Below are 21,858 nucleotides of genomic sequence, written 5' to 3' on the forward strand. Positions count from 1 at the left end.
CGTGATGGAAGGCCGGCAGCACGCTGCCGATATGACCACCACCACGCCGGCCCGCACCACCACGAGGATGGCCGCCCTCGTCAGTGAGATCCGAACCGTCGTGGAGCGGGGGCTGGCTCCCGACCTCACCGCGTACCTGGTGGGCGAACGGCTCGCCCCGCACCTGGGCGCGCCCGACCTGCTGAGCCCGGCGCAGCGGGAAGGCGACCCGGAGCGGTACCGGCAGCACATCCTGCACGCCGAGGCCGACGGCAGCTTCTCCGTCGTGGCATTGGTGTGGCTGCCCGGGCAGGAGACGTGCATCCACGACCACGTGTCCTGGTGCGTGGCCGGGGTGCACCAGGGTGAGGAGAGCGAACGCCGTTTCCGGCTCGCGCCGGGAGCCGGGCCCGCCCGGCTGGTGGCCACCGAGGACGTGGTGAACGCCCAGGGCGACGTCTGTGGGTTCGCCCCGCCCGGAGACATCCACAAGGTGCGCAACTCCTGTACGACCAAGGCGATATCGGTACACGTGTACGGCGCCGACGTCTCCCGGCTGGGCACCAGCATCCGTCGCGTCTACACGCTCCCCGTCGACTGATGGCCCTCCTCCACCGCCCTCAGAGCACGGCGGCCCGGGATGTTTCACGTGAAACACCCACTCCGTGGCCCGGGTTGGCGATGGCTGTGGGTGGCGCTCTGACGGCCTGGTGCGTCCACCGCCTCGTACCCGCCGTGCCGATGCTGACCGCATCCGTGGTGCTGGGCATCGCGGTGGCGCACCTGCCGGGCCTGCGGACGTTCGTACGTGCGGCCGCGCGCCCGGGACTCTCCCTGGCCGGCCGTCGGCTCATGCGGATGGGCATCGTCCTGCTGGGCCTCGGCCTGGGGCTGGACCAGGTGCTCCGGCTGGGCTGGGCCACCGTGGCCATGGTGGTCGGCGTGGTCGCGGCCACCTTCTTCGGCACCCTCTGGCTGGGCCGCCGGCTGGGACTCCCGGGCGATCAGCCGCTGTTGATCGCCACCGGGTACTCGATCTGCGGTGCCTCGGCGATCGGCGCGGTGAGCGAGGTGTCCGGCAGCGACGAGGAGGACGTGGCCGCCTCCGTGGCACTGGTCACCCTCTGCGGGACGCTCGCCATAGGGATACTCCCGCTCCTCCAGGGGCCGTTGGGGCTCTCCGACCCCGCCTTCGGGCGGTGGGTCGGCGCCGGGGTCCACGACGTCGGCCAGGTCGTGGCCACCGCGCAGACCGCGGGCCCCGCAGCCCTGGGCGAGGCGGTACTGGTCAAGCTGATGCGCGTGGCACTGCTCGCCCCGCTGGTGGCGGCCGTGGCCTTCTCGGTACGGGCCCGGCGCCGCGGGGTGCGTACCGCCTCGGGCCGCAGGCCGGCGCCGGTGCCGCTGTTCGTTCTCGGGTTCCTGGCCACGGCCGCGCTGCGCGCCACCGGGGTACTGCCCGACGTAGCGCTGGAGTGGGCGCACACCGCCCAGGAGGCCCTGCTGGCGGCGGCCCTGTTCGGCCTGGGGAGCGCGGTGCACCTGCCGACGCTGGCCCGGACCGGCGGGCGGGCCGCAGCACTGGGGCTCGGGGCCTGGGTGGTGGTGGCGGGGGTTTCGTACGCGGGCGTGATGCTGACCGTGTGACGCCGTATGGCGCCGTAAGGCGCCGGCTGGCGTCGTGCGTGCGGCGGTGTAACGGCCGGGAGTTGGCCATTTCCTGGCCGGAACCGACCGAACGTTCCGACTGCCCGCTGACATTGCGGCGCACCCGTGCCACCCTGCCCGGTAATCCGAACGACGCACGACGCACGATGCACCGCGAACCGCGAACCGCGCACAGCCGATCCGCACCGACCGCTCTTCACCCCCACCCTGCCCGGCTTCGCCACCCGGCCCGGGCACGGCAGAAGGAGTCATGCGTGAATCGTCATCGCACGGCCTTGTCCGTCCTGCTCGCGGCCGGCGCCCTGGTCGCGGGCGCCCTGACGGCGGCCGGCCCCTCGATCGCCGCGGATGCCCCCGCGTCCTTCCGGCAACAGCACACCCACGGCTTCTGGACCGCCGAGCGGATGCGCGGCGCCGCGCCGCTCGACGTGACGGCGGTCCCCGGCGCGGCCCGCACCCCGGTCGCCACGTCGGCGACCCCCACGACCATCGCCCCGACGGCGGCGGCGTCCCCCACGGCGTTCCCGCAGGCGGGCGGCGCGTGGACGGGCGGCGGCGCCGTGGTGAAGACCTCGGGGCGAGTCTTCTTCACGATGGGCGACCGGACCGCATCCTGCTCCGGCGACTCGGTCACCAGCGCCAACGGCAGCACGGTCATCACGGCCGGTCACTGCGTGAAGTACCAAGGGGCCTGGCACACGAACTGGGTCTTCGTTCCCGCCTACAACAACGGCTCCGCCCCCTACGGCCAATGGTCGGCCACCAAGACCTTCGCCACCGACCAGTGGGCCGCGAGCGAGGACATGAACATGGACGTCGGCCTCGCCGTCGTCGCCCCGCTGAACGGGCAGACCCTCAGCCAGGCCGTCGGAGCCCAGGGCATCGCCTTCAACGGCGGCTACAACAAGAAGATGTACGCCTTCGGCTTCCCCGCGGCGGCACCGTACGACGGCACCAAGCTGGTCTACTGCAGCGGCAACAGCGGCAAGGACTTCCTGCTGACCAAGGACCACGGCCTGGGCTGCAACATGACCGGCGGATCCAGCGGCGGCCCCTGGTTCCAGGACTTCAACGAGGCCACGGGCCTGGGCACCCAGGTCTCGGTGAACAGCTTCGGTTACACCTTCCTCCCGAACCGGATGTACGGCCCGTACTTCGGCAACGAGGCGAAGGCGGCATACGACAAGGCGCAGACGTCCTGACCCCTTGAGCCGCTCCCGCCATCCCCACCTGGCCGGTACTCTGTACCGGCCAGGTGGGTTGCCCGAGCGGCCTAAGGGAACGGTCTTGAAAACCGTCGTGGCGCGAGTCACCGTGGGTTCAAATCCCACACCCACCGCCAAGCGGGCCGAGGCCCAGCTCAGAAGGGGTGCCACCGATCCGGTGGCACCCCTTCTGCATGCGAGCTGTCCCGCGCCTCGGCACGTGTGCACCCCGGGCGGAGTCAGTCCTCGAACCAGACGACGAGGCGGACGCCCTCGTCGCCGTGCAGGCTCGCCAGGGTCCTCATGACCGACCACACGGCACCCCAGTCGCCGTCGGGCCACTCGGTGCCCTCGGGGTAGGTGCGGCCCGCACTCCGACTGGCTGAAGGACGGCTATCCCGCGTTCAGCCGCGGCTACCACACCGACGTGCACCCCGTCGCGGAGCTGGGACAGCGTGACCCGCGCGGTTTCTACTACGTCTTCGGACCGGACGCGGCCGCCCCCTCGCTGACCCGGACCCTCGACGATCTCGGCCTCGTCGCCTCCGTCAATCAACCCTTCTCCCTGGCGCAGCTGACCACCGTCTACGCCGACAGCGCGCTGTACCGCTCGTTCTTCGTGGTCGCGCTCGCCGTCGTGACGATGACCGGGGCGAGCGTCCTGCTCAACGCCAAGGCCTACGGAGTGCAGCGGCTCCAGGGGAAGTCGTTCGGGCAGATCCTGCTGCGCGACATGCGGCAACTCGGCGCGTTCTGGGCCGTCGCCTGCGCCGCGGTGTCCGCCGCGGCGCTGCTGCTCCTCGGCCTCTACAACGGGCTGGCGTGGATCGGCCGGTTCGCCCCGATCGCCCTGGGCTGCACGCTCGCCCTGAGCCTCATCGCCCTCGTCACCCACTGCGCGATGCTCTGGCTGACGTTCCAGACGGACGTACTGCGTGCCCTCAAGGGTGAGCTGCCCGCGCGCCGCGTCGGTGAGCGCCTATCTCGTACGGATACCCGCGCTCCTGCTCGCCCTCAGCATCGCGACGGCCGTCGTGCTGGGCGCCCAGGACGTCCTGGCCCGTCAGGAGAGCCGAGAGGCGTACGCGAAGATCGGCGACGCCACGTCGATCCGCTTCAACGGCAGCCTGGCGAGCGACACCGCCCTGCGCAGCCTGGACGAGAACGTGGGCCCCTGGTTGCGCCAAGCCGACCGGGACGGCCAGATCATCGTCGCCGGGCACCGGGACCTCCGGCTCTCGGCGGGCATACCGGGCCTGACCAAGGGCGACCTGCTCGTCGTCAACGAGTCCTTCCTCGCCAAGCAGCCCGTCCTCGACCCGGCCGGGCGAAGGATCGAACCGACCGCCGCGGCACCCGACCAGATCAGGCTCTTGGTCCCCGAAGGCCTCGCACGGCACACCGCCCGCCTGAAGGAGCTCACCCCGACCTGGCTGAGCCCGAGCGACCCGGGCAAGATCGCTCCCGCCCAGGTGAAGACCCTGCCGTCGAAGGACGGACAGCGCGTCTTCACCTATAACCCGCGAGGCAAGTCGCACGCCGCGGACAACCCCGGAGCGGATGATTCCCTGGTGACGGACCCCGTCATCATCGTGTTCCCCAACGGAGCTCCCTTCCTGAGCGACAAGGCCTACACCAGCTACGCCTCGCAGCGGAGCATCGTCTTCCACAACCCGGACGACGTCACGGCCGGCGTCGAGAAGCGGCACCTCGAGTCGTACGTCACCGCCATGACTCCGGTGGGGCAGGACGCCGCGCTGGAACTGCGCAAGGTGGTCGGGGACTTCCGGCTCCAGCTGTTCAACCTGGCGGTGGCCGTGGCGGTGCTGCTCATCACCGGAGTCGGCGTCTGCATCGTCCACTCGCGCAAGAACGCCCAGGCGATCTTCGCCCGCCACATCAGCGGCTGGACCTTCGCGGCCACCCACCGTCCCGTCCTGCTGGTCGAAGGCGTCCTCGCCGTACTGCTCGCCGGATGGGTGCCCTTCCAGGTGTGGCAGCAGAACCAGGACGCCGCACGGTACGAAGCCCTCGGCATCCCCGCCCCCCGCCCGACCGCCGAATTCATCGGACTCGACCTCGGTGTCACCGGTGTGCTCGTCGCCGTCGAGGTCGCGGCCGTGCTCGTGGCCCTCGTCGTCTTCCACCGCCGGATCGTCAAGGAAGGGGCGACCGAGTCGTGACCCCCCACCTTTCTGCAGGAGCGTCCACATGATCGAGATCGAGAGCCTGTCCAAGTCCTTTGGCCCGCGAACCCTCTGGTCCGATCTCTCCTTCACCGTGGAGCGCCGCCAGATGCTGGCGCTCACGGGCCCGAGCGGCTCCGGCAAGTCGACGCTGCTCAACTGCCTCGGCCTGCTCGACGCACCGAGCTCCGGGGCGATCCGGCACGAGGGCCGCGACATCACCGGCTTCGGCCCGCGCGCCACGCGGCACTACCGGCGTGACGGGCTCGGGTACCTCTTCCAGAACTACGCGCTGATCGAGAACGCGAGCGTCGCGGCCAATCTGGAGGTCGCGATGAAGCCGCGAAGAGCGCGGAAGGGCGCTCCGACCGTCGCCGAGGCCCTGGAGCGGGTCGGGCTGGCCGGACGGGAGAAGGAACAGGTCCACCGGCTCAGCGGCGGGGAGCAGCAGCGCGTCGCGCTGGCCCGCCTCATCGTCAAGCAGCCCGCCCTCGTCCTCGCCGACGAACCGACGGGCGCCCTCGACCACGACAACACCTCCATGGTCGTCGAGATCCTCCGCACGATGTGCGAGGAGGGCTGCGCCGTCGTCATCGCCACCCACGACGACGCGGTCCGCGACCGCTGCGACGTGGTCCTGACCGTCGGTGACGCCACACACCCCGTACCCGTGAAAGAAAGGCAGTTCTCATGAACGCCCGCCTCGTCCGTCGTGCCGTGATCGGCGCCGTGCTCCTTGCCGGCATCGCGGTGCTGGCCGTCTACGGTACGCACGCCGGCACCATCCTCGGCCGGATCGGTCTCCGGATCTTCTGACGCTCCACCTTCCTCCCCTTACCTGAAGCAGGCCCGGGTCGCCGACCCGGGCCTGCTCCCGCGTTCACGCGTTCACGCCTCCGCGCCTCCGCGCCTCCGCGCCTCCGCGCCTCCGCGCCTCCGCGCCTCCGCGCCTCCGCGCCTCCGCGCCTCCGCGCCTCCGCGCCTCCGCGCCTCCGCGCCTCCGCGCCTCCGCGCCTCCGCGCCTCCGCGCCTCCGCGCCTCCGCGCCTCCGCGCCTCCGCGCCTCCGCGCGTCCGCGCGTCCGGTACGTGATCCACTGGGGCAAGGCGGGCGAGGGCATTCCCGGCTTGCCGGTCGGTCGGCGGCGTGCTGAAGCGAACATGCAGGTCAGGGCCGGTTCGGAGGTCCGTCGTCCGGTGGTTTCCGGGAGCTCGGGCGGGGGTCTGAGGCACGTCCTTGGGCCGTCCGAGTGGTGTTTGTCGGAAGATCGGCGCGGGGCGTGGGGACGGTGCGGTTGCGGCCACATCATGACGAATGTATTCAGATCCGCCCGTCCGAACATCGTGAATCGAGGCACCTCGTCATGACTGACCGCAGCATCCTCACGTCGATCTGGACCGCCGTCCTCGCCGCTCTGGTGGCCATCCTCTCCGGCTTCGGCATCACGGGGAAGCCGGCTTCGGCCGCCTCCTCCGCCCCGGCCCCCGCCCCCGCCGCTGCGGACACCGCGGCCACCGCCGTACGCCGGCCGGCCGTCGCGGCCCGGCGGACCTGGCGGGCGATGATGCGGGGCGGTTCGCTGCCGCCGACCATCAAGCAGCGGATCCACGCCGAGGCACACGGCAAGACGCCTTCCGTACGACGTTCCACCACCGCCGCGGCCATGGGTGCCGGTGCCGGGACTGCCTCCCGGACGCTGACCTCGAGTGCAGTGCCCGCTTCAGCACACACCGCAGGACACGCCGCGGTCCCTGCAGGCGCCGTCGCGGCGCCCACCGCCGAATCGGCAGGAACTGCGGCCGCCGCCGGTGCAGCCCGGAACGCCCTCGCGCTCGCCGCGTAGCCCGCGAGCCTCGCAGTCCCGTAGTACCGAAGCCCTGTACGCGCAGTCCACGAGGGCGCAGGGCGGTCGCAGGGTCCGGCTCGCAGGCGTACGCGCCGCCGCCGGGCAGGAGCAAGGACGAGAGCAGCAGTAAGAGCAGAGGCAAGAGCCGCAGTGAGAGCAGCTGCGAAAGCAGCAGCAAGAGGACCAGCAGGAACAGAGCAGCAGCAAGCCCGGTAACAGGCGCTAGAGCCCGGTCGGTCGTGACCGTGGATCGCGCTACGTGGGTGCCCCGAGGGCTGGGCACGGGATGGATCACCCCGGCTTGCGCCGGGGCGCACAAGGGGCGCGAAGCTTGGCATTGCAGGGCCGCAGGCCCGGGAGACGGTGGGGTTCCCGGACGGCGCGGCCCTTTTCGGCATGTCCGGGACATGGCGATCTGGCGGAACGCTTCATCCCTTGTGCGGCGTGGGATTCAACTGCTTCCAAGGTGCTGACCTGGGGCTTCGGGGGCGTGAATCAGGTTTATCCGATGTTGGTCATACTTGCGGGGGAATCGGGGACTCCGGGGTGGTTCGCCGGGGATTCGGTGGGCAACTCTGGTCTCGCGACGTCGTCACCACACGGAACGAACGATCGAGGCGGTCGGCCAACTGCCTTGGAGCAAGTCCCACTTCGGTTTTCTGGAGGCTAAAGACATGGCAAGCATCCGTACCGCCCGCGTCATCTCCGCCGTCGCCGCACTCCCCCTCGCCGCCGCCCTCTTCGGCGGGGTGGCGTCGGCCGACAACGGCTCCTTCGCGAACGACGGATCGAATGCGAGCGTGGCCAGCATCATCGGCAGCGGTGTGGGCGGCGACAACAACGGCAACTCGTCCACGTCGCAGCAGGTGGCCACCGGTTCCGGCGCATCCAACCAGAGCAATACCGCTCAGGTGAACGGCTCGGCCCTCACCGCGATCGACCAGTCCAATACGACCGTCGCGGTCAACTTCCACCCCTGGTGGGTAGCCGCTTCCTGAGCCGCTCCGATCCTTGAGGGCGCCCGTGCGACCGGACCGGCTGGGGTCCGGTAGCGCGGGCGTCCTCGCGCATGTCCCCCGACCTTGACATCGCGGGTGAATCTGACGGACAGTCAGGTTCCCTCGATGATGTGATGCCGGGAGGCCAGCGCCGTGCACCTCGCCCCGACCGAAGGCCAGTTGCGGCTCCGCGCCGAACTGCACGCGTACTTCAAGGACCTGATGCCGGACGGCCTCCCCGATGATCCGGCCCGCCAGCGCGAACTCCTGCGCCGCATAGGCGCCGACGGGCTCCTCGGCCTCGGCTGGCCCGTCGAGTACGGCGGCCAGGGACGGGGTGCCGACGAGCAGTTCGTCTTCTTCGACGAGGCCTACCGGGCCGGTGCCCCCGTCTCCATGGTCACCCTCAACACCGTCGGCCCGACCCTGATGAAGTACGGGACCGAGGAGCAGAAGGACTACTTCCTCCCCCGGATCCTGGCGGGCGACATCGTCTTCGCCATCGGGTACTCCGAACCCGAGGCCGGCACCGACCTCGCCGCCCTGCGCACGCGCGCCGTCCGAGACGGCTCCGACTGGCTGATCGACGGGCAGAAGGTCTTCACCTCCAACGCCCAGAACGCGGACTGGATCTGGCTCGCCTGCCGCACGGACCCCGAGGCCCCCAAGCACAAGGGCATCTCGATCATCCTGGTGCCCACCGAAGCCCCGGGCTTCTCCTGGACCCCGATCGACACCGTCGGCGGGCTCACCACCACGGCCACGTACTACGACCGCGTCCGCGTGCCCGCCGGCCATCTCGTCGGCCCCGAGGACGGCGGCTGGGGTCTGATCACCAACCAGCTCAACCACGAGCGCGTCGCCCTCGCCGCCATAGGCATGCAGGCCGAGGACTTCTACGCGTACGCGCTCGACCACGCCCGCACTCCTGCCCCGGTCACCGGCGACCGCCCCGCCGACCTCCCCTGGGTGCGGTCCCGGCTCGCCGAGGCGCACGCGCGCCTGGCCGCCGTACGCCTCCTCAACTGGCGGCTCGTGCAGGACGTGGGCAGCGGCGCACTGGCCCCCGGCGATGCCAGCGGGGTGAAGTTCCTCGGCACCGAATCCACCGTCGAGGTGTACCGGATGTGCCAGGAGGTGGTGGGAGAGGAGGCTCTGATCCGCGGGCCCGCGGCGGTCGCGGGCGGCGAGCTCGAACGGATGAACCGGGCCGCCCAGATCAACACGTTCGGCGGCGGGGTCAGCGAGGTCCAGCGGGAGATCGTCGCCATGATGCGGCTCGGCATGAAGGGGAGGAAGCGATGACGGCGGACGCGGACGTGAACGACGTGGACACGGCCGGGGTCACGGCAGCTGCAGCGACCGGGGCTACGGCAGCGACCGGGGCTACGGCCGAGGCCGAGGAGGCGGCCCGGTTCCACACGCTGTTGGCGGCCTTCGAGGGGCAGCCGGCCGCCACCGCGGCCCGGGGCAAGGACGCGGTCAACGAGCCGATGATCCGCCACTGGTGCGAGGCGATGGGCGATGCCAACCCCGCCTACACCGGTCCGGACGCCATCGCGCCGCCCACCATGCTCCAGGTCTGGACCATGGGCGGCCTCTCCGGCCACGCGGACCGCTCCTCCGCCTACGACGACCTCCTCGCGCTCCTCGACGGCGCCGGCTTCACCTCCGTGGTCGCCACCGACTGCGAGCAGGAGTACCACCACCCCTTGCGCCCCGGCGCCGCGATCACCTTCGACGCCGTCATCGAGACCGTGTCGCCCCGCAAGACGACCAAGCTGGGCACCGGCCACTTCGTGACCACCCGCATGAACGTCCGGGCGGACGGGGAACTCGCCGGCACCCACCGCTTCCGCATCCTCAAGTACGCGCCCGCTGCCAGACCGGTGAAGCGGCCCCCGGCACAGCGGCCCCCGTCGCAGCGCCCCCGCCCGGTGATCAACCGCGACAACCAGGGCTTCTGGGACGGAGTGCGCGACCACAAGCTGCTGATCCAGCGCTGCACTTCCTGCACCACCCTCCGTTTTCCGTGGCTCCCCGGATGCAACGCCTGCGCGAGTCCCGACTGGGACACGGTCGAGGCCTCCGGCGCCGGCACGGTGTTCAGCTACGTCGTCATGCACCACCCGCCCTTCCCGGCCTTCGACCCGCCCTACGCGGTCGCACTCGTCGAGCTCGCCGAAGGAGTCCGGATGATCAGCAACATCACCGGCGTGCCCTACGACAAGGTGCGCATCGGCCTCCCCGTCCAGCTGGAGTTCCTGCGCGTCGACGCCGGCCTCGAACTCCCCGTCTTCCGCGGGAGCGAGTGCTGATGGACTTCCACCCCACCGAGGAGCAGGCCGCCGCGGTCGGTCTCGCCGCCCGGATCCTCTCCGATCTCGCCACCCACGAGCGCCTCGCCGAAGCGGGCACCGGCAGCGACGCCGAGCTGTGGAAGGCCGTCACCGCGGCCGGACTGATCGCCGCAGTCGAGGAGATCGGCCTGCTCGGGCTGGTCCTGCTGCTGGAGGAACAGGGCCGCACCACCGCACAGGTCCCGTACGCCGCCACCTGCGCGTACGGGATCCTTCCCGTGATCGCGCACGGCAGCCCCGAACAGCGCGCCCGCCTGCTGCCCGCCCTTGGCACGGGCGAGGCCGTGGCCACCGGAGCGTTCCCGGCGCGCGGTCGGATCACCGCCGAGGGCGGCCGGCTCACCGGCACCGCCCCCGCCGTGCCGTGGCTGCGCGACGCCACGCACGTACTGGTCCCGGACGGGGACCGGGCGCTGTGGCTCGTACGTACCGACGCGCCCGGTGTGCGGACCTCCCCGGTGGAGACCACCGCCCCGTGGTCGGCGGCCCGGCTGGTGCTGACCGCGGCCGAGGGAGAGCGCCTCGGTTCGGACGGCGCGTACGAGGCCACGCTCGACGCCGCCCGGACCGCGTTCGCCGGACTCCAGGCGGGCGTCTGCGCGGGCTCTCTCGCCCGCGCGGTGGAACACACCTCCACCCGGGAGCAGTTCGGCAGGCCGCTCTCCACCAACCAGGGGGTCATGCTGCGCGCGGCCGACGCGTACATGGACACCGAGGCGATCCGGGTCACCACGTACGAGGCGGCCTGGCGCATCGACCGGGGTCTTCCGGCACACGAGCACGCGCTGACGGCCGCCTGGTGGGCCTCGGAGGCGGGCAAGCGGGTCGTGCACGCGGGCCAGCACCTGCACGGCGGCATGGGCGCCGACCTGGACCACCCCGTCCACCGGCACTTCCTGTGGGGACGCCAACTGGACGCCTACCTGGGCTGCGGCAGCGAGTTGCTGGCCGAGCTCGGAGCTTCGATAGCCGAGGGAGAGCAGACATGAACGTCGGCGACACGCTGCCGCCACTGGAGATCCCGGTCACCCGCACGCTGATCGTCGCGGGCGCGATCGCCTCCCGCGACTACCAGGACGTGCACCACGACGCGGCCCTCGCGCAGGAGAAGGGTTCCCCGGACGTCTTCATGAACATCCTGACCACGAACGGCTTGGTCGGCCGCTACATCACCGACCACCTCGGGCCGCGCGCCGTCCTGCGCAAGGTGGCCATCCGCCTGGGCGCCCCCAACTACCCGGGCGACACGATGACCCTCACCGGCACCGTCACGGCCGCGACCGGGACCACCATCGAGATCCGGGTCGTCGGGGCCAACGGCCTCGGGCACCACGTCACGGGAACGGTCACCGCGCAGGTGCCGGCATGAGCGTCCGCACCCGCGACGAGCTCGGCGGCCGCGCCGCCATCGTCGGCATCGGAGCGACCGAGTTCTCCAAGGACTCCGGCCGCAGTGAGCTCAAGCTCGCGGTCGAGGCGGTGCACGCCGCCCTCGACGACGCCGGACTCACCCCCGCCGATGTCGACGGCATGGTCACCTTCACCATGGACACCAGCCCCGAGATCACCGTCGCCCAGGCGGCGGGCATCGGGGACCTGTCCTTCTTCTCCCGCATCCACTACGGCGGCGGCGCGGCCTGCGCCACCGTCCAGCAGGCCGCCCTCGCCGTCGCCACCGGGGTCGCGGAGGTCGTCGTCTGCTACCGCGCCTTCAACGAGCGCTCCGGGCGTCGCTTCGGCTCCGGGGTCCAGCAGCGGGAGCCCTCGGCGGAGGGGGCGGCGCTCGGCTGGTCGCTGCCCTGGGGGCTGCTGACCCCCGCCTCCTGGGTGGCCATGACCGCCCAGCGCTACCTGCACACCTACAACCTCACCCCCGAGGCATTCGGGCACGTCGCGGTCACCGACCGCCGGCACGCCGCGAACAACCCCGCCGCCTACTTCTACGGCAAGCCCATCACCCTCGCCGACCACGTCGCCTCGCGCTGGATCGTGGAGCCGCTGCGGCTGCTGGACTGCTGCCAGGAGACGGACGGCGGCCAGGCCGTCGTCGTCACCACGACCGAGCGCGCCCGGGACCTGAGACACGCGCCCGCCGTGATCACCGCGGCCGCGCAGGGCGCCGGGCGCCGCCAGGAGGGCATGACCTCCTTCTACCGTGACGACCTCACCGGGCTGCCGGAGATGGACGTGGTCGCCCGCCAGCTGTGGCGGACCAGTGGGCTGCGGCCCTCGGACATCGACGTCGGCATCCTCTACGACCACTTCACCCCCTTCGTGCTGATGCAGCTGGAGGAGTTCGGCTTCTGTGCGCCGGGCGAGGCCGCGGATTTCGTGGCTGCGGACGCGCTGCCGCTCAACACCCACGGCGGCCAGCTCGGAGAGGCGTACCTGCACGGGATGAACGGCATCGCCGAGGCCGTCCGCCAGCTGCGCGGCACCTCCGTCAACCAGGTCGCGCGGGCGGCGCACGCGCTCGTCACGGCCGGTACCGGGGTCCCGACCTCCGGTCTGATCCTCGGCGCCGACGGCTGAGATCCAGGCCCCCTGGCCCCCGCCCCCTCCACCTTCAGGGGGTGGGGACGGCCCTGTTCCTACAACCTGAGGTGGATCCACCATCGGCACCTGCGGCCGATCCCACGGCGGACGGGCGCTCCTAGCGTGGAGACATGACCACGCCTGTGTGCACACTCGCCTCGAACCCGACGTCGTACCCGTCGTTCTCGGCGTACGTCCGGACCCGCGGCACGGTCCTGATGCGCACCGCGCGCTCCCTCACCGCCAACCCGTGCGATGCGGAGGACCTGCTCCAGACCGCCCTCGCGAAGACGTACGTGGCCTGGGACCGGATCGAGGACCACCGCGCTCTGGACGGCTACGTCCGTCGGACCCTCGTCAACACCCGTACCTCCCAGTGGCGCAAGCGCAAGGTCGACGAGTTCGCATGCGACGAGCTCCCGGAGTCCGAGGCGGTCTCGGCCGGAGACCCCGCCGAGGCGCAGGCGCTGCGCGACGCGATGTGGCGTGCGGTGACCCGGCTGCCCGACCGACAGCGGGCCATGGTCGTCCTGCGGTACTACGAGGACCTGAGCGAGGTGCAGACGGCGGAGCTGCTCGGGGTGTCGGTCGGCACGGTCAAGAGCGCGGTCTCCCGCGCGCTGGGCAAGCTCCGCGAGGACCCTGAGCTCACGCCGGTCCGGTGACGGATGGTGTTTCACGTGAAACACGAGGGCGTCCGGGCGTGTTTCACGTGAAACACGCCCTGGTTTCTACTCCCGGGTAGTGACAGACCGACCGGTACGTGCGCAGAATCGGCAGCATCCGTAGCCGCCGCAGCGCCGCAGCGCTCACCGGGAGGACGCTTTGCTCAGCACCATGCAGGACGTACCGCTCCTCGTCACCCGCATACTCCGACACGGGATGACGATCCACGGGAAGTCCCAGGTCACGACCTGGACCGGGGAGGCTGAGCCGCACCGCCGCAGCTTCGCCGAGATCGGCAACCGTGCCACCCGTCTCGCCGGCGCCCTGCGCGACGAGCTCGGAGTGCAGCAGGACGAGCGGGTCGCCACGCTGATGTGGAACAACGCCGAGCACGTCGAGGCGTACTTCGCGATCCCCTCCATGGGCGCGGTCCTGCACACCCTCAACCTGCGGCTCCCTCCTGATCAGCTGGTCTTCATCGTCAACCACGCCGCCGATCGGGTGGTGCTGGTCAACGGCACGCTGCTGCCCCTGCTCGCGCCGCTGCTGCCGCACCTGCCGACCGTCGAGCACGTGGTGGTCAGCGGCATCGGCGACCGCTCCGCGCTCGAAGGCCTGAACGTGCGCGTGCACGAGTACGAGGAGCTCCTCGACGGCGCCTCCGACAGCTTCGACTGGCCCGAGCTGGACGAGCGCCAGGCCGCCGCGATGTGCTACACCTCCGGCACCACCGGGGAGCCCAAGGGCGTCGTCTTCTCCCACCGCTCGGTCTACCTGCACTCCATGCAGGTGAACATGGCCGAGTCGATGGGCCTGACGGACCGGGACACCACTCTCGTCGTGGTCCCGCAGTTCCACGTGAACGCCTGGGGACTGCCGCACGCCACCTTCATGACCGGTATCAACATGCTGATGCCGGACCGCTTCCTGCAGCCCGCCCCGCTCGCCGAGATGATCGAGCGGGAGAAGCCCACGCACGCCGCAGCCGTCCCCACCATCTGGCAGGGACTGCTGGCCGAGGTCACCGCCAACCCGCGCGACCTGACCTCGATGAAGCACGTCACCATCGGCGGTTCGGCCTGTCCGCCCGCCCTGATGGAGGCGTACGACAAGCTCGGCGTCCGTGTGTGCCACGCCTGGGGCATGACCGAGACCTCGCCGCTGGGCACGATGGCGCACCCGCCGGCCGGCCTGAGCGCCGAGGAGGAGTGGCCCTACCGGATCACCCAGGGCCGCTTCCCGGCGGGCGTCGAGGCCCGGCTGATCGGCCCCGCCGGCGACCTCCTGCCCTGGGACGGCGAGTCGGCGGGCGAGCTGGAGGTGCGCGGCAACTGGATCGCGAGCTCCTACTACGGCGGCGCGTCCGGCGAATCCTTCCGGCCCGAGGACAAGTTCAGCGCTGACGGCTGGCTCAAGACCGGCGACGTCGGTGTGATCAGCGCCGACGGCTTCCTCACCCTCACCGACCGGGCCAAGGACGTCATCAAGTCCGGCGGCGAGTGGATTTCCAGCGTGGACCTGGAGAACGCGCTGATGGCGCACCCCGAGGTCGCCGAGGCCGCCGTCGTCGCCGTTCCCGACGAGAAGTGGGGAGAGCGCCCGCTGGCCACGGTCGTCCTCAAGGAGGGCGCGAGCGTGAACTACACGGGTCTGCGCGAGTTCCTCTCCCAGACCATCGCCAAATGGCAGCTGCCGGAGCGCTGGACGTTCATCGAGGCGGTGCCGAAGACCAGCGTCGGCAAGTTCGACAAGAAGGTGATCCGCAAGCAGTACGCGGACGGCGCGCTGGACGTCACCAAGCTCGACTGACGACCGCGGGCGCCTAACCCCGGGTGAGCCATGGCCGCAGCAGCCTGCTGACTGCGGGCATGGCCAGGTAGGTCATCAGGGTGCTGAACACGACGGCGAAGGCGGCCGTCCGCAGCACGAAGTGCAGATCCACCAGGTACGGCCCGAGCACCGCGTTGCCGACCAGCGAGATCGGGAAGATGGCCAGCCCGGAGCTGATCGCCATCTTCCACCGCGGCGGCGCGGGCCGGGTCGTACCCGGCTTGGCGAACCAGGTCTCCATGCCGTGCAGTTCCCGACGGGCTATCTCCGTGTGGTGGTGGCCCAGGCAGTTGGCGAACCACTGCGCCCGCTCAGGGGAGTCCTGCCAGCGCTGGAACGCGGCCTGGTTGCGGAAGCGGTGGACCAGGAACCACGGCCCGCCCTCCGCCGCCGGCCGGAAGAGCCCGTACCCGAGGTGGTCCGGGAAGCCCGCGGCCGTCTCCAGGATGCCGTGGGCCCAAGCCTCGAAGGTCTCCTCGTGGCCGGGCTCCACCTGCCGTGCGATGAGCAGGTTCACCTCCCCGTTGTCGGCGGGGACGGTGTGCTCGCTCGTGTTGATGATGGCCATCGGCCCAGGATTACTAGTTGGTGCCGATCTTGGCCAGGAGGTCCACGATGCGGCCCTGGACGTCCGCCGTGGTGGACCGTTCCGCGAGGAAGAGGACGCTCTCGCCGGAGGCGAGCCGCGGCAGTTCGGCCGGGTCGATGCCGGTCGCGGTGTAGACGACCAGAGGGGTGCGGTTCAGCTGCCCGTTGGCGCGCAGCCAGTCCACGATCCCGGCCCGCCGACGGCGCACCTGCATCAGGTCCATGACCACCAGGTTGGGCCGCATCCGCGTCGCAAGTTCCACGGCGTCGGTGTCGGCACCCGCCCGTGCGACCTGCATGCCGCGCCGCTCCAGGGCGGCGGTCAGCGCGGTCGCGATCTCGTCGCGCTCCTCGATCAGCAGCACCCGGGAGGGGTGCTGTTCGCTGTCGCGCGGTGCCAGTGCCTTCAGCAGCACGGCGGGGTCGGCGCCGTACGCCGCTTCGCGCGTGGCATGCCCCAGCCCGGCCGTGACCAGTACGGGGACCTCCGCGGCCACCGCGGCCTGGCGCAGGGACTGCAAGGCCGTCCGGGTGATCGGCCCGGTCAGCGGGTCGACGAACAGCGCGGCGGGGAACGCGGCGATCTGCGCGTCCACCTCCTCGCGGGAGTTCACGATCACCGGCCGGTAGCCGCGGTCGCTCAGCGCCTGCTGCGTCTGCACGTCGGGCGCGGGCCACACCAGGAGCCGACGCGGGTTGTCCAGCGGCTCCGGCGGCAGCTCGTCGTCCACGGGACGCGGCGCGGGGCGGTTGACGACCTCGACGGCGCCTCCCGGGCCGTCCAGCGGCTCGGGGCCCTCGTCGGCGCCGGCCTCGGGCGCCCCTATCGCGAAGGCACGGCCCTGCGGGGCGGGCTCGGCGAGCCGGCGACGGCGGCCGGAACCGGAAGTGGCCTCAGACCCGGAGGCCGCGCCGGAGCCGCCCGGGTCGACGGAAATGCCCTGGCCGAGGGTGCCGAGAGCGCGCACGCTGATCGGCTGCGCGGCCTGGCCCTCCGCCGGGGCGTCCTGCGGCCGACGCGCACCGGGGACCGCGACCTGGCCGGAGGTCTCGCCGTCCTCGGGAGCGGTACGGGCCGCCGGAACCGGCCACGCCGGAGCGCCGGCCAGCGCGCGGCGCCGCCCGGTCGGGTTCTCGGCGGACTCGTCGGGCTGCGCGGCGGCGGCCGCGGCGGCGGTGGCGGCCTCGGGCTCGGCGCCCGGGGCGCCCAGCACCCGGCGACCGCGCCGCCCGCCCGGGGCGTCGGAGTCGGCCGCGGCGGGAGCCGGTGTCGGGCCGGCGGGCAGTGCGAAGCCGCCCTCGGGGGCGATGGGCCGCGCGGGAGCGGGAGCGGGGGCAGGCCCGAGCCCGGTCGCGGGGACGGGGCCGCCGGGCTGCGCCGGACCGGCCGGGCCCAGTGCCCGGCGCCGCCCGGCAGGATGCTCGGTCACCGGAACCGGGGGCACCGCGGGGACGGGCGGGAGCGCGGGCATGGCGGTGCCCTGCGGGGGCACGGGCCGCCCGGGGCCGTCGTGCCCGCCGGTGCCTTCGGCCTCGTTGCTGCCGTCACCGGCCCGGCCGCGCCTGCGCCCGGTGCCGAGTCCCGCCGGGTTCACCGGGGACTGAGCGAGTTCGGGGCCCGTCTCGGGAGCGTCGCCGGCCTCGCCCGCGCGCCGCCGCCCGGACGGCAGCGCCAGCGCGCCACCCTGTGCGGCCTGTGCGGCCTGAGCCGGCTGGGGGCCGGTGTTCTCGTCGTCCAGGAAGGCGTCCACGCCGCGCCGGCCACGCCGGCCGCCGGAGACCTTGCCGGGAGCCGCGCCCCCGGTCGTCCCCGCGCCGTCCGTGGCCGGACCGGCCGGGGGCTCCTCCGCCGGCTCCGGCAGGACCACCGTTCCGGCACCCGAGCCGAGCGGGAGCTCCAGCACGTACGCCCCGCCGGGCGCGCCCGGAACCTCCACCGTCTGCAGCACGCCGCCGTGCGCGGCCACGATCCCCCGCACGATCGGCTCGTGGACCGGGCTCCCGCCCTCGTACGGCCCGCGCACCTCGATCCGTACGACATCGCCGCGCTGCGCGGCGGCCACCACGATCGTCGAGTCGCTGTAGCCGCTGCCCTGGCGGGTCTTGCCGGTCGCGTCCACCCCGGCCACGTCCGCGACCAGGTGGGCGAGTGCGGTCGAGATCCGGTCCGCGTCCACCTCCGCCTCGATGGTCGGCGCGTGGACGGCGAACTGCGCGCGGCCCGGACCGATCAGCTCGACGGCCCCGTCGACGCCCGCCGTGACGACGGTGTTGATCAGGACCTTCTTCTTCGTGAGCCGGTCCCGGCCGGTGTCCAGGCGCTGGTAGCCGAGGACGTTGTCCACCAGCGTGGTCATCCGTGAGTACCCGGCGGCCAGGTGGTGCAGCAGCTGGTTGGCCTCGGGCCACAGCTGTCCGGCGTCGTCGGCGGCCAGCGTCGCCAGCTCACCGCGCAACTCGTCCAGCGGCCCCCGCAGGGACTCGCCGAGGACGGCCATCAGCTGTGCGTGCCGCGCGGCGAGGGCGTCGTAGGGCCGCCGGTCGGTGAAGGTCATGACGGCGCCGACGAGCTGTTCCCCGTCCCGTACGGGCGAGGTGGTCAGGTCGACGGAGACCGGCTGTCCGGCCTTGTTCCACAGCACCTGCCCGCGGACGCGGTGCTTGCGCCCGCTGCGCAGCGTGTCGGCGAGCGGGGACTCCTCGAAGGGGAAGGGAGAGCCGTCGGCGCGGGAGTGCTGGATGAGGCCGTGCAGTTCGCGGTTGCCGAGGTCGGTGGCGCGGTAGCCGAGGATCTGGGCGGCGGCCGGGTTGACCAGCACCACCCGTCCGTCGGTGTCGGTGCCCACGACACCCTCGGCTGCGGCGCGCAGGATCATCTCGGTCTGCCGCTGCGACCGGGCCAGCTCGGCCTCGGTGTCCACGGTCTGCGAGAGGTCACGGACCACGAGCATCAGCAGCTCGTCACCCGTGTACGAGGGTTGCGGCTCGCGGTAGGCGTCGCGTCCGTCGAGATGGGCGCTGGTGAGCTCGACGGGGAACTCGGAGCCGTCGGTACGGCGCGCGATCATCCGCTTGGGCTTCGTGCGGCCGCCGTCGTCCTCGCCGGGCCGGCGCATGGAGCCGGGGATCAGCTTGGAGTCGAACTCGGGCAGGAGGTCGAGCACGCCCCGGCCGACGAGCCCGGTGCCGGGGCTCTCCATGATCTCGAGCGCGATCGAATTGGCGTTGACGACCGTGCCGTTGGCGTTGACGAGCAACAGCGCGTCCGGAAGGGCATCGAGTATTGCTGCGAGGCGAGCAGCGCCTCGGGATGGCCTGCTGCTCACGACGAGCTTCCTCCCTGACCAACAACTACCGGCAAGTCACGGGAGGAGTCTAAGGCCACAGGCCCGCGGTGGGGTGGCCGATGTGTGGTGGATACCGCCCATCCTGCGCATCCTCCCAGGTCAGGAACGCCCACTCGGAAGCAGAGGTTCCAACTCGTCCCAGCGGCGGATTTCGCATCCGTTGGTCCGCCGAAACGTGGCGTCCACCTTGTAGCCGTTCCAGGTACCGGTGATTCGGGCGGTGGCCGGGCCCCCGTACTGCATGCTGCAGATCTGCCGCTTGGAGATGGGGGCGAAGGGGTCCCTCCCCTCGCGGGCGAACTGATCCAGCCGGGCGCAGGCCCCTTCCGCCTCCGGGTGGTCGCCGCCGGCGGGGCCGCATTCGAGCCGGTACTCCCGGTCCAAACGGCGGTTTCCGGTGTCTGCCATGGCGATGGTGAGGCGGTCGGGCGTCGCCAGCAGCTGGCCCAGCGGGAGCGGGGGCAACGGCCCGGCCACCGAGGCGGCCAGGGCGGAGGTGACGGCGAAGGCGGCGAGACGCAGCATGGGGCACTCCAGGTCGTCCGTACACGTCGTACGCCTGCCCAACGACGCGGGCGCGCTGACGTTGCGTGCAGCGGCTGCTTTAAGGCTTTGCCCTCCGGCCGTCCCGCCTTGTACCGTGGGAGCGGATTGGTGAGGGGCCCTGCGCCTGTGTCATCATCTGCACGCACCCTCGTACGCGGGGGTGTGCTGGAGGCGTCGCCTAGTCCGGTCTATGGCGCCGCACTGCTAATGCGGTTTGGGTCTTACCGCCCATCGAGGGTTCAAATCCCTCCGCCTCCGCACCTCATCGAAGCCCCGGTCCTGACGGACCGGGGCTTCGATGCGTTCCGGGGCGATCCGGTCCGCTCAGCCCTCTGCGTGAACCCATCCGGATGATCTCCATCCGGCTCGTTTCCGCAGGTCAGCAGCGGTTTGGGTAATGGATTTCGCGTCCCGGCGAGGTCCATGTATTGTTGTTCTCGCAAGGCCAACGGGGCGAAAAACCCCGGGAAGCCCAAGCACTCGTAGCTTAACGGATAGAGCATCTGACTACGGATCAGAAGGTTGCAGGTTCGAATCCTGCCGAGTGCACACAGGCTAGAAGCCCCCTGGAGATTCTCCAGGGGGCTTCTAGCGTCAGCGGGTGACATTAACGTGTGAAGCCGGATCGATCAGGCAGCCGGGGACTCATCCCGAGCGTCGCCTTCCTCCTCGCCGGATTCGTCAACGCCGAGTGCGTCGTCCATCCGGTCGGCGGCGGCTCGCAGTGTCGTCTGCATGACGTGTGCGTACGTATCCAGCGTCATCGTGATCGTGCTGTGCCCGAGCGTCTCCATGATCGTGTGAGCGTCGACGACCTGTGCAAGCAGCAATGAGCGGCATGTGTGGCGCAGTCGTGCACGCGGACCCAGCGGACCTTGGCATTGCCACACAAGATCGTGAGCATCCGGTTCATGCTGCGGGGGTCGATGGCACGACCGGTCGACGTCGTGAAGATCAGTCCGCTTGGCTGGCGGGCGAGCAACGCCTCCACGCACCGCTTGGGGAGAGACACGGTACGGATGGAGCGCGCCGTCTTCGGCGTGCCGAAGATCAGCTCTTGCCGGATTCGCTGGAGGGTGCGCCGGACCCTGAGCTGCCCGTCCACCAGGTCGACGTCCGACCAGGTGAGTTCCAGGACTTCCCCGCGCCGCAGCTTGGTCGAGATCAGCAGCTGCCACAGCGCGTACAGACGGTGAGTCCGGGCGTACTTCAGGACTCCGCACTTCCGTTGCGACCAGGGGATGCACTTCTTCGCGTTTCACGGTGGGTGTCTCCACGAGCCGGGCGACGTTGCGCGCCACGAGTACTTCACGGACTGCCTGCTGGAGCGCCGAGCGGAGCACGGCGTTTCATGGTCCGCGACGGGGAGGTCACCGCCGCGACGATAACGCTTACGTCTGACGCTGAGGACGGCTTGTGGTCGAGTAAGGAACTCGCCGATCCATCCATGTTCGTGAACAAGCTGACAGTTGCTAGGACACACGCGGGACTCGACCTTGGTGGGCGGCTGCTCGATTGGGCTCGCGGCCGGGCGTAGCGTTCCGGCGCATTTTGCTCTGCCTTGACGCGTGGACGAAGAACGCGGGGCTACAGCTCAACTACCTGAGTTATGGGTTTGAGCACGTCCGCACTGTCACGGAGGGCGGAGCGGTGAACGGCGGGCCGCGTGTATCGGGTTGGCTGGCCCAGCGTCCGGCGCGGCTCGACATGAGTCCCGGCCTGACGGATAGCACCCCCGCGCCGGCATGGATTCCGGCGGGAGGGCACCAGGCCACTGGCTGCCCCGAGTAAAACGGTCGGCCCTGCCCACCGTCAGCGTGATACCGGCAAGTAGTTATGCGCAGAGCGCCAGACCTCGCTATCCACACAGAGAAGTCGCAGGTCTGCGCCGGTTGGTTCCTAATTCAATCTGTGGGTAAGAAGCTTGATTTCCGTCTAGCCAAATGTCACCCTGGAGATGGGCGGTGAGGTCGCAAAGGAGCCCGTTGCAGCGCGGGCCGCTCTGATCCTGTTTTTAGAATGAAGGAAGGATCAGTAGCGATGGTAGTGCTGCACCCTGGCGCCTGCATCACTCGTGTACTTCAGGCTGGCGACGCCGCTCCAAA

20 protein-coding genes and 3 tRNA genes are annotated in these 21,858 nt (G+C 71.1%); 18 read left to right on the plus strand and 5 right to left on the minus strand.

The window, feature by feature from the left end; translation table 11 throughout:
- Positions 1 to 31 precede the first annotated feature (31 nt).
- The 16 genes from OG386_RS23085 (at position 32) to OG386_RS23160 (ending at position 15,251) form a co-directional block, all read left to right on the plus strand.
- Positions 32 to 580, plus strand: a complete 549-nt coding sequence (locus OG386_RS23085) for a cysteine dioxygenase family protein (protein ID WP_328789710.1) — start codon at positions 32 to 34, stop codon at positions 578 to 580.
- The gene (locus OG386_RS23090; protein ID WP_328789711.1) at positions 580 to 1,626 is read left to right on the plus strand and encodes a YeiH family protein; all 1,047 of its coding nucleotides are present in this window, start codon (positions 580 to 582) and stop codon (positions 1,624 to 1,626) included. Before OG386_RS23085 ends, OG386_RS23090 begins: the two co-directional genes overlap by 1 nt.
- Before the next feature lie 275 nt (positions 1,627 to 1,901).
- A complete protein-coding gene (locus OG386_RS23095) occupies positions 1,902 to 2,849 on the plus strand; it encodes a trypsin-like serine peptidase (RefSeq protein ID WP_328789712.1) in 948 nt (315 codons plus the stop codon).
- Positions 2,850 to 2,901: 52 nt separating this feature from the next.
- A tRNA-Ser gene (locus OG386_RS23100) sits at positions 2,902 to 2,989 on the plus strand.
- Positions 2,990 to 3,787: 798 nt separating this feature from the next.
- Positions 3,788 to 5,035 carry a hypothetical protein gene (locus OG386_RS23105; RefSeq protein WP_328789713.1) on the plus strand — a complete coding sequence of 416 codons (1,248 nt, stop codon included), beginning with the start codon at positions 3,788 to 3,790 and terminating at the stop codon, positions 5,033 to 5,035.
- 28 nt (positions 5,036 to 5,063) lie between these two features.
- Positions 5,064 to 5,732, plus strand: a complete 669-nt coding sequence (locus OG386_RS23110) for an ABC transporter ATP-binding protein (RefSeq protein WP_328789714.1) — start codon at positions 5,064 to 5,066, stop codon at positions 5,730 to 5,732.
- The gene (locus OG386_RS23115; RefSeq protein ID WP_328789715.1) at positions 5,729 to 5,854 is read left to right on the plus strand and encodes a hypothetical protein; all 126 of its coding nucleotides are present in this window, start codon (positions 5,729 to 5,731) and stop codon (positions 5,852 to 5,854) included. The genes OG386_RS23110 and OG386_RS23115 overlap by 4 nt, the downstream gene beginning before the upstream one ends.
- Positions 5,855 to 6,400: 546 nt before the next feature.
- Entirely contained in the window at positions 6,401 to 6,880 is a 480-nt protein-coding gene (locus tag OG386_RS23120) for a DUF6344 domain-containing protein (protein ID WP_328789716.1), read from the plus strand.
- 677 nt (positions 6,881 to 7,557) lie between these two features.
- The gene (locus tag OG386_RS23125) at positions 7,558 to 7,881 is read left to right on the plus strand and encodes a hypothetical protein (protein WP_328789717.1); all 324 of its coding nucleotides are present in this window, start codon (positions 7,558 to 7,560) and stop codon (positions 7,879 to 7,881) included.
- 153 nt (positions 7,882 to 8,034) lie between these two features.
- Positions 8,035 to 9,186 carry an acyl-CoA dehydrogenase family protein gene (locus tag OG386_RS23130; protein WP_328789718.1) on the plus strand — a complete coding sequence of 384 codons (1,152 nt, stop codon included), beginning with the start codon at positions 8,035 to 8,037 and terminating at the stop codon, positions 9,184 to 9,186.
- Positions 9,183 to 10,199: a bifunctional MaoC family dehydratase N-terminal/OB-fold nucleic acid binding domain-containing protein gene (locus OG386_RS23135; protein ID WP_328789719.1), complete on the plus strand. Its 1,017-nt coding sequence runs from the start codon at positions 9,183 to 9,185 to the stop codon at positions 10,197 to 10,199. Before OG386_RS23130 ends, OG386_RS23135 begins: the two co-directional genes overlap by 4 nt.
- Positions 10,199 to 11,230, plus strand: coding sequence for an acyl-CoA dehydrogenase family protein (locus OG386_RS23140; protein WP_328789720.1), 1,032 nt, complete (start codon positions 10,199 to 10,201; stop codon positions 11,228 to 11,230). The genes OG386_RS23135 and OG386_RS23140 overlap by 1 nt, the downstream gene beginning before the upstream one ends.
- Positions 11,227 to 11,610 (plus strand): MaoC/PaaZ C-terminal domain-containing protein, encoded by a 384-nt coding sequence (locus OG386_RS23145; protein WP_328789721.1) that lies wholly within the window; start codon positions 11,227 to 11,229, stop codon positions 11,608 to 11,610. Before OG386_RS23140 ends, OG386_RS23145 begins: the two co-directional genes overlap by 4 nt.
- Positions 11,607 to 12,773, plus strand: a complete 1,167-nt coding sequence (locus OG386_RS23150; protein WP_328789722.1) for a lipid-transfer protein — start codon at positions 11,607 to 11,609, stop codon at positions 12,771 to 12,773. The genes OG386_RS23145 and OG386_RS23150 overlap by 4 nt, the downstream gene beginning before the upstream one ends.
- 134 nt (positions 12,774 to 12,907) lie before the next feature.
- The gene (locus tag OG386_RS23155; RefSeq protein WP_327384434.1) at positions 12,908 to 13,441 is read left to right on the plus strand and encodes a SigE family RNA polymerase sigma factor; all 534 of its coding nucleotides are present in this window, start codon (positions 12,908 to 12,910) and stop codon (positions 13,439 to 13,441) included.
- A gap of 160 nt (positions 13,442 to 13,601) precedes the next feature.
- On the plus strand, positions 13,602 to 15,251 hold the full coding sequence (locus tag OG386_RS23160) for a long-chain fatty acid--CoA ligase (protein ID WP_328789723.1): 1,650 nt from the start codon (positions 13,602 to 13,604) through the stop codon (positions 15,249 to 15,251).
- A gap of 13 nt (positions 15,252 to 15,264) precedes the next feature.
- Here the strand turns inward: OG386_RS23160 and OG386_RS23165 are convergent, their stop codons facing one another.
- The 3 genes from OG386_RS23165 to OG386_RS23175 form a co-directional block, all read right to left on the minus strand.
- Positions 15,265 to 15,840, minus strand: a complete 576-nt coding sequence (locus OG386_RS23165; RefSeq protein WP_327384437.1) for an antibiotic biosynthesis monooxygenase — start codon at positions 15,838 to 15,840, stop codon at positions 15,265 to 15,267.
- Positions 15,841 to 15,853: 13 nt separating this feature from the next.
- Positions 15,854 to 19,186: a PAS domain-containing protein gene (locus tag OG386_RS23170; RefSeq protein ID WP_328789724.1), complete on the minus strand. Its 3,333-nt coding sequence runs from the start codon at positions 19,184 to 19,186 to the stop codon at positions 15,854 to 15,856.
- Between the two features lie 120 nt (positions 19,187 to 19,306).
- Positions 19,307 to 19,732, minus strand: a complete 426-nt coding sequence (locus OG386_RS23175) for an SSI family serine proteinase inhibitor (protein ID WP_328789725.1) — start codon at positions 19,730 to 19,732, stop codon at positions 19,307 to 19,309.
- 188 nt (positions 19,733 to 19,920) lie between these two features.
- Between OG386_RS23175 and OG386_RS23180 the strand changes: the two genes are divergently transcribed.
- Positions 19,921 to 20,011: transfer RNA gene (locus tag OG386_RS23180), tRNA-Ser, on the plus strand.
- A gap of 218 nt (positions 20,012 to 20,229) precedes the next feature.
- Positions 20,230 to 20,302 (plus strand) — tRNA-Arg (locus OG386_RS23185).
- Positions 20,303 to 20,382: 80 nt separating this feature from the next.
- On the opposite strand, the gene OG386_RS23190 is transcribed toward OG386_RS23185, so the two are convergent.
- A complete protein-coding gene (locus OG386_RS23190; RefSeq protein ID WP_328789726.1) occupies positions 20,383 to 20,583 on the minus strand; it encodes a hypothetical protein in 201 nt (66 codons plus the stop codon).
- On the minus strand, positions 20,514 to 20,996 hold the full coding sequence (locus tag OG386_RS23195) for a tyrosine-type recombinase/integrase (RefSeq protein WP_328793320.1): 483 nt from the start codon (positions 20,994 to 20,996) through the stop codon (positions 20,514 to 20,516). The genes OG386_RS23190 and OG386_RS23195 overlap by 70 nt, the downstream gene beginning before the upstream one ends.
- Positions 20,997 to 21,858: the final 862 nt, after the last annotated feature.

Origin of the sequence: Streptomyces sp. NBC_00273, assembly GCF_036178145.1 — a bacterium.
Lineage (GTDB): Bacteria > Actinomycetota > Actinomycetes > Streptomycetales > Streptomycetaceae > Streptomyces.

Bases quoted from the DNA above. Each gene is read 5' to 3' on its own strand.
- OG386_RS23140 (WP_328789720.1), top strand. From the start codon at position 10,199: ATGGACTTCCACCCCACCGAGGAGCAGGCCGCCGCGGTCGGTCTCGCC.
- OG386_RS23085 (WP_328789710.1), top strand. From the start codon at position 32: ATGACCACCACCACGCCGGCCCGCACCACCACGAGGATGGCCGCCCTC.
- OG386_RS23125 (WP_328789717.1), top strand. From the start codon at position 7,558: ATGGCAAGCATCCGTACCGCCCGCGTCATCTCCGCCGTCGCCGCACTC.
- OG386_RS23155 (WP_327384434.1), top strand. From the start codon at position 12,908: ATGACCACGCCTGTGTGCACACTCGCCTCGAACCCGACGTCGTACCCG.
- OG386_RS23165 (WP_327384437.1), bottom strand. From the start codon at position 15,840: ATGGCCATCATCAACACGAGCGAGCACACCGTCCCCGCCGACAACGGG.
- OG386_RS23175 (WP_328789725.1), bottom strand. From the start codon at position 19,732: ATGCTGCGTCTCGCCGCCTTCGCCGTCACCTCCGCCCTGGCCGCCTCG.
- OG386_RS23110 (WP_328789714.1), top strand. From the start codon at position 5,064: ATGATCGAGATCGAGAGCCTGTCCAAGTCCTTTGGCCCGCGAACCCTC.
- OG386_RS23115 (WP_328789715.1), top strand. From the start codon at position 5,729: ATGAACGCCCGCCTCGTCCGTCGTGCCGTGATCGGCGCCGTGCTCCTT.
- OG386_RS23135 (WP_328789719.1), top strand. From the start codon at position 9,183: ATGACGGCGGACGCGGACGTGAACGACGTGGACACGGCCGGGGTCACG.
- OG386_RS23090 (WP_328789711.1), top strand. From the start codon at position 580: ATGGCCCTCCTCCACCGCCCTCAGAGCACGGCGGCCCGGGATGTTTCA.
- OG386_RS23150 (WP_328789722.1), top strand. From the start codon at position 11,607: ATGAGCGTCCGCACCCGCGACGAGCTCGGCGGCCGCGCCGCCATCGTC.
- OG386_RS23145 (WP_328789721.1), top strand. From the start codon at position 11,227: ATGAACGTCGGCGACACGCTGCCGCCACTGGAGATCCCGGTCACCCGC.
- OG386_RS23120 (WP_328789716.1), top strand. From the start codon at position 6,401: ATGACTGACCGCAGCATCCTCACGTCGATCTGGACCGCCGTCCTCGCC.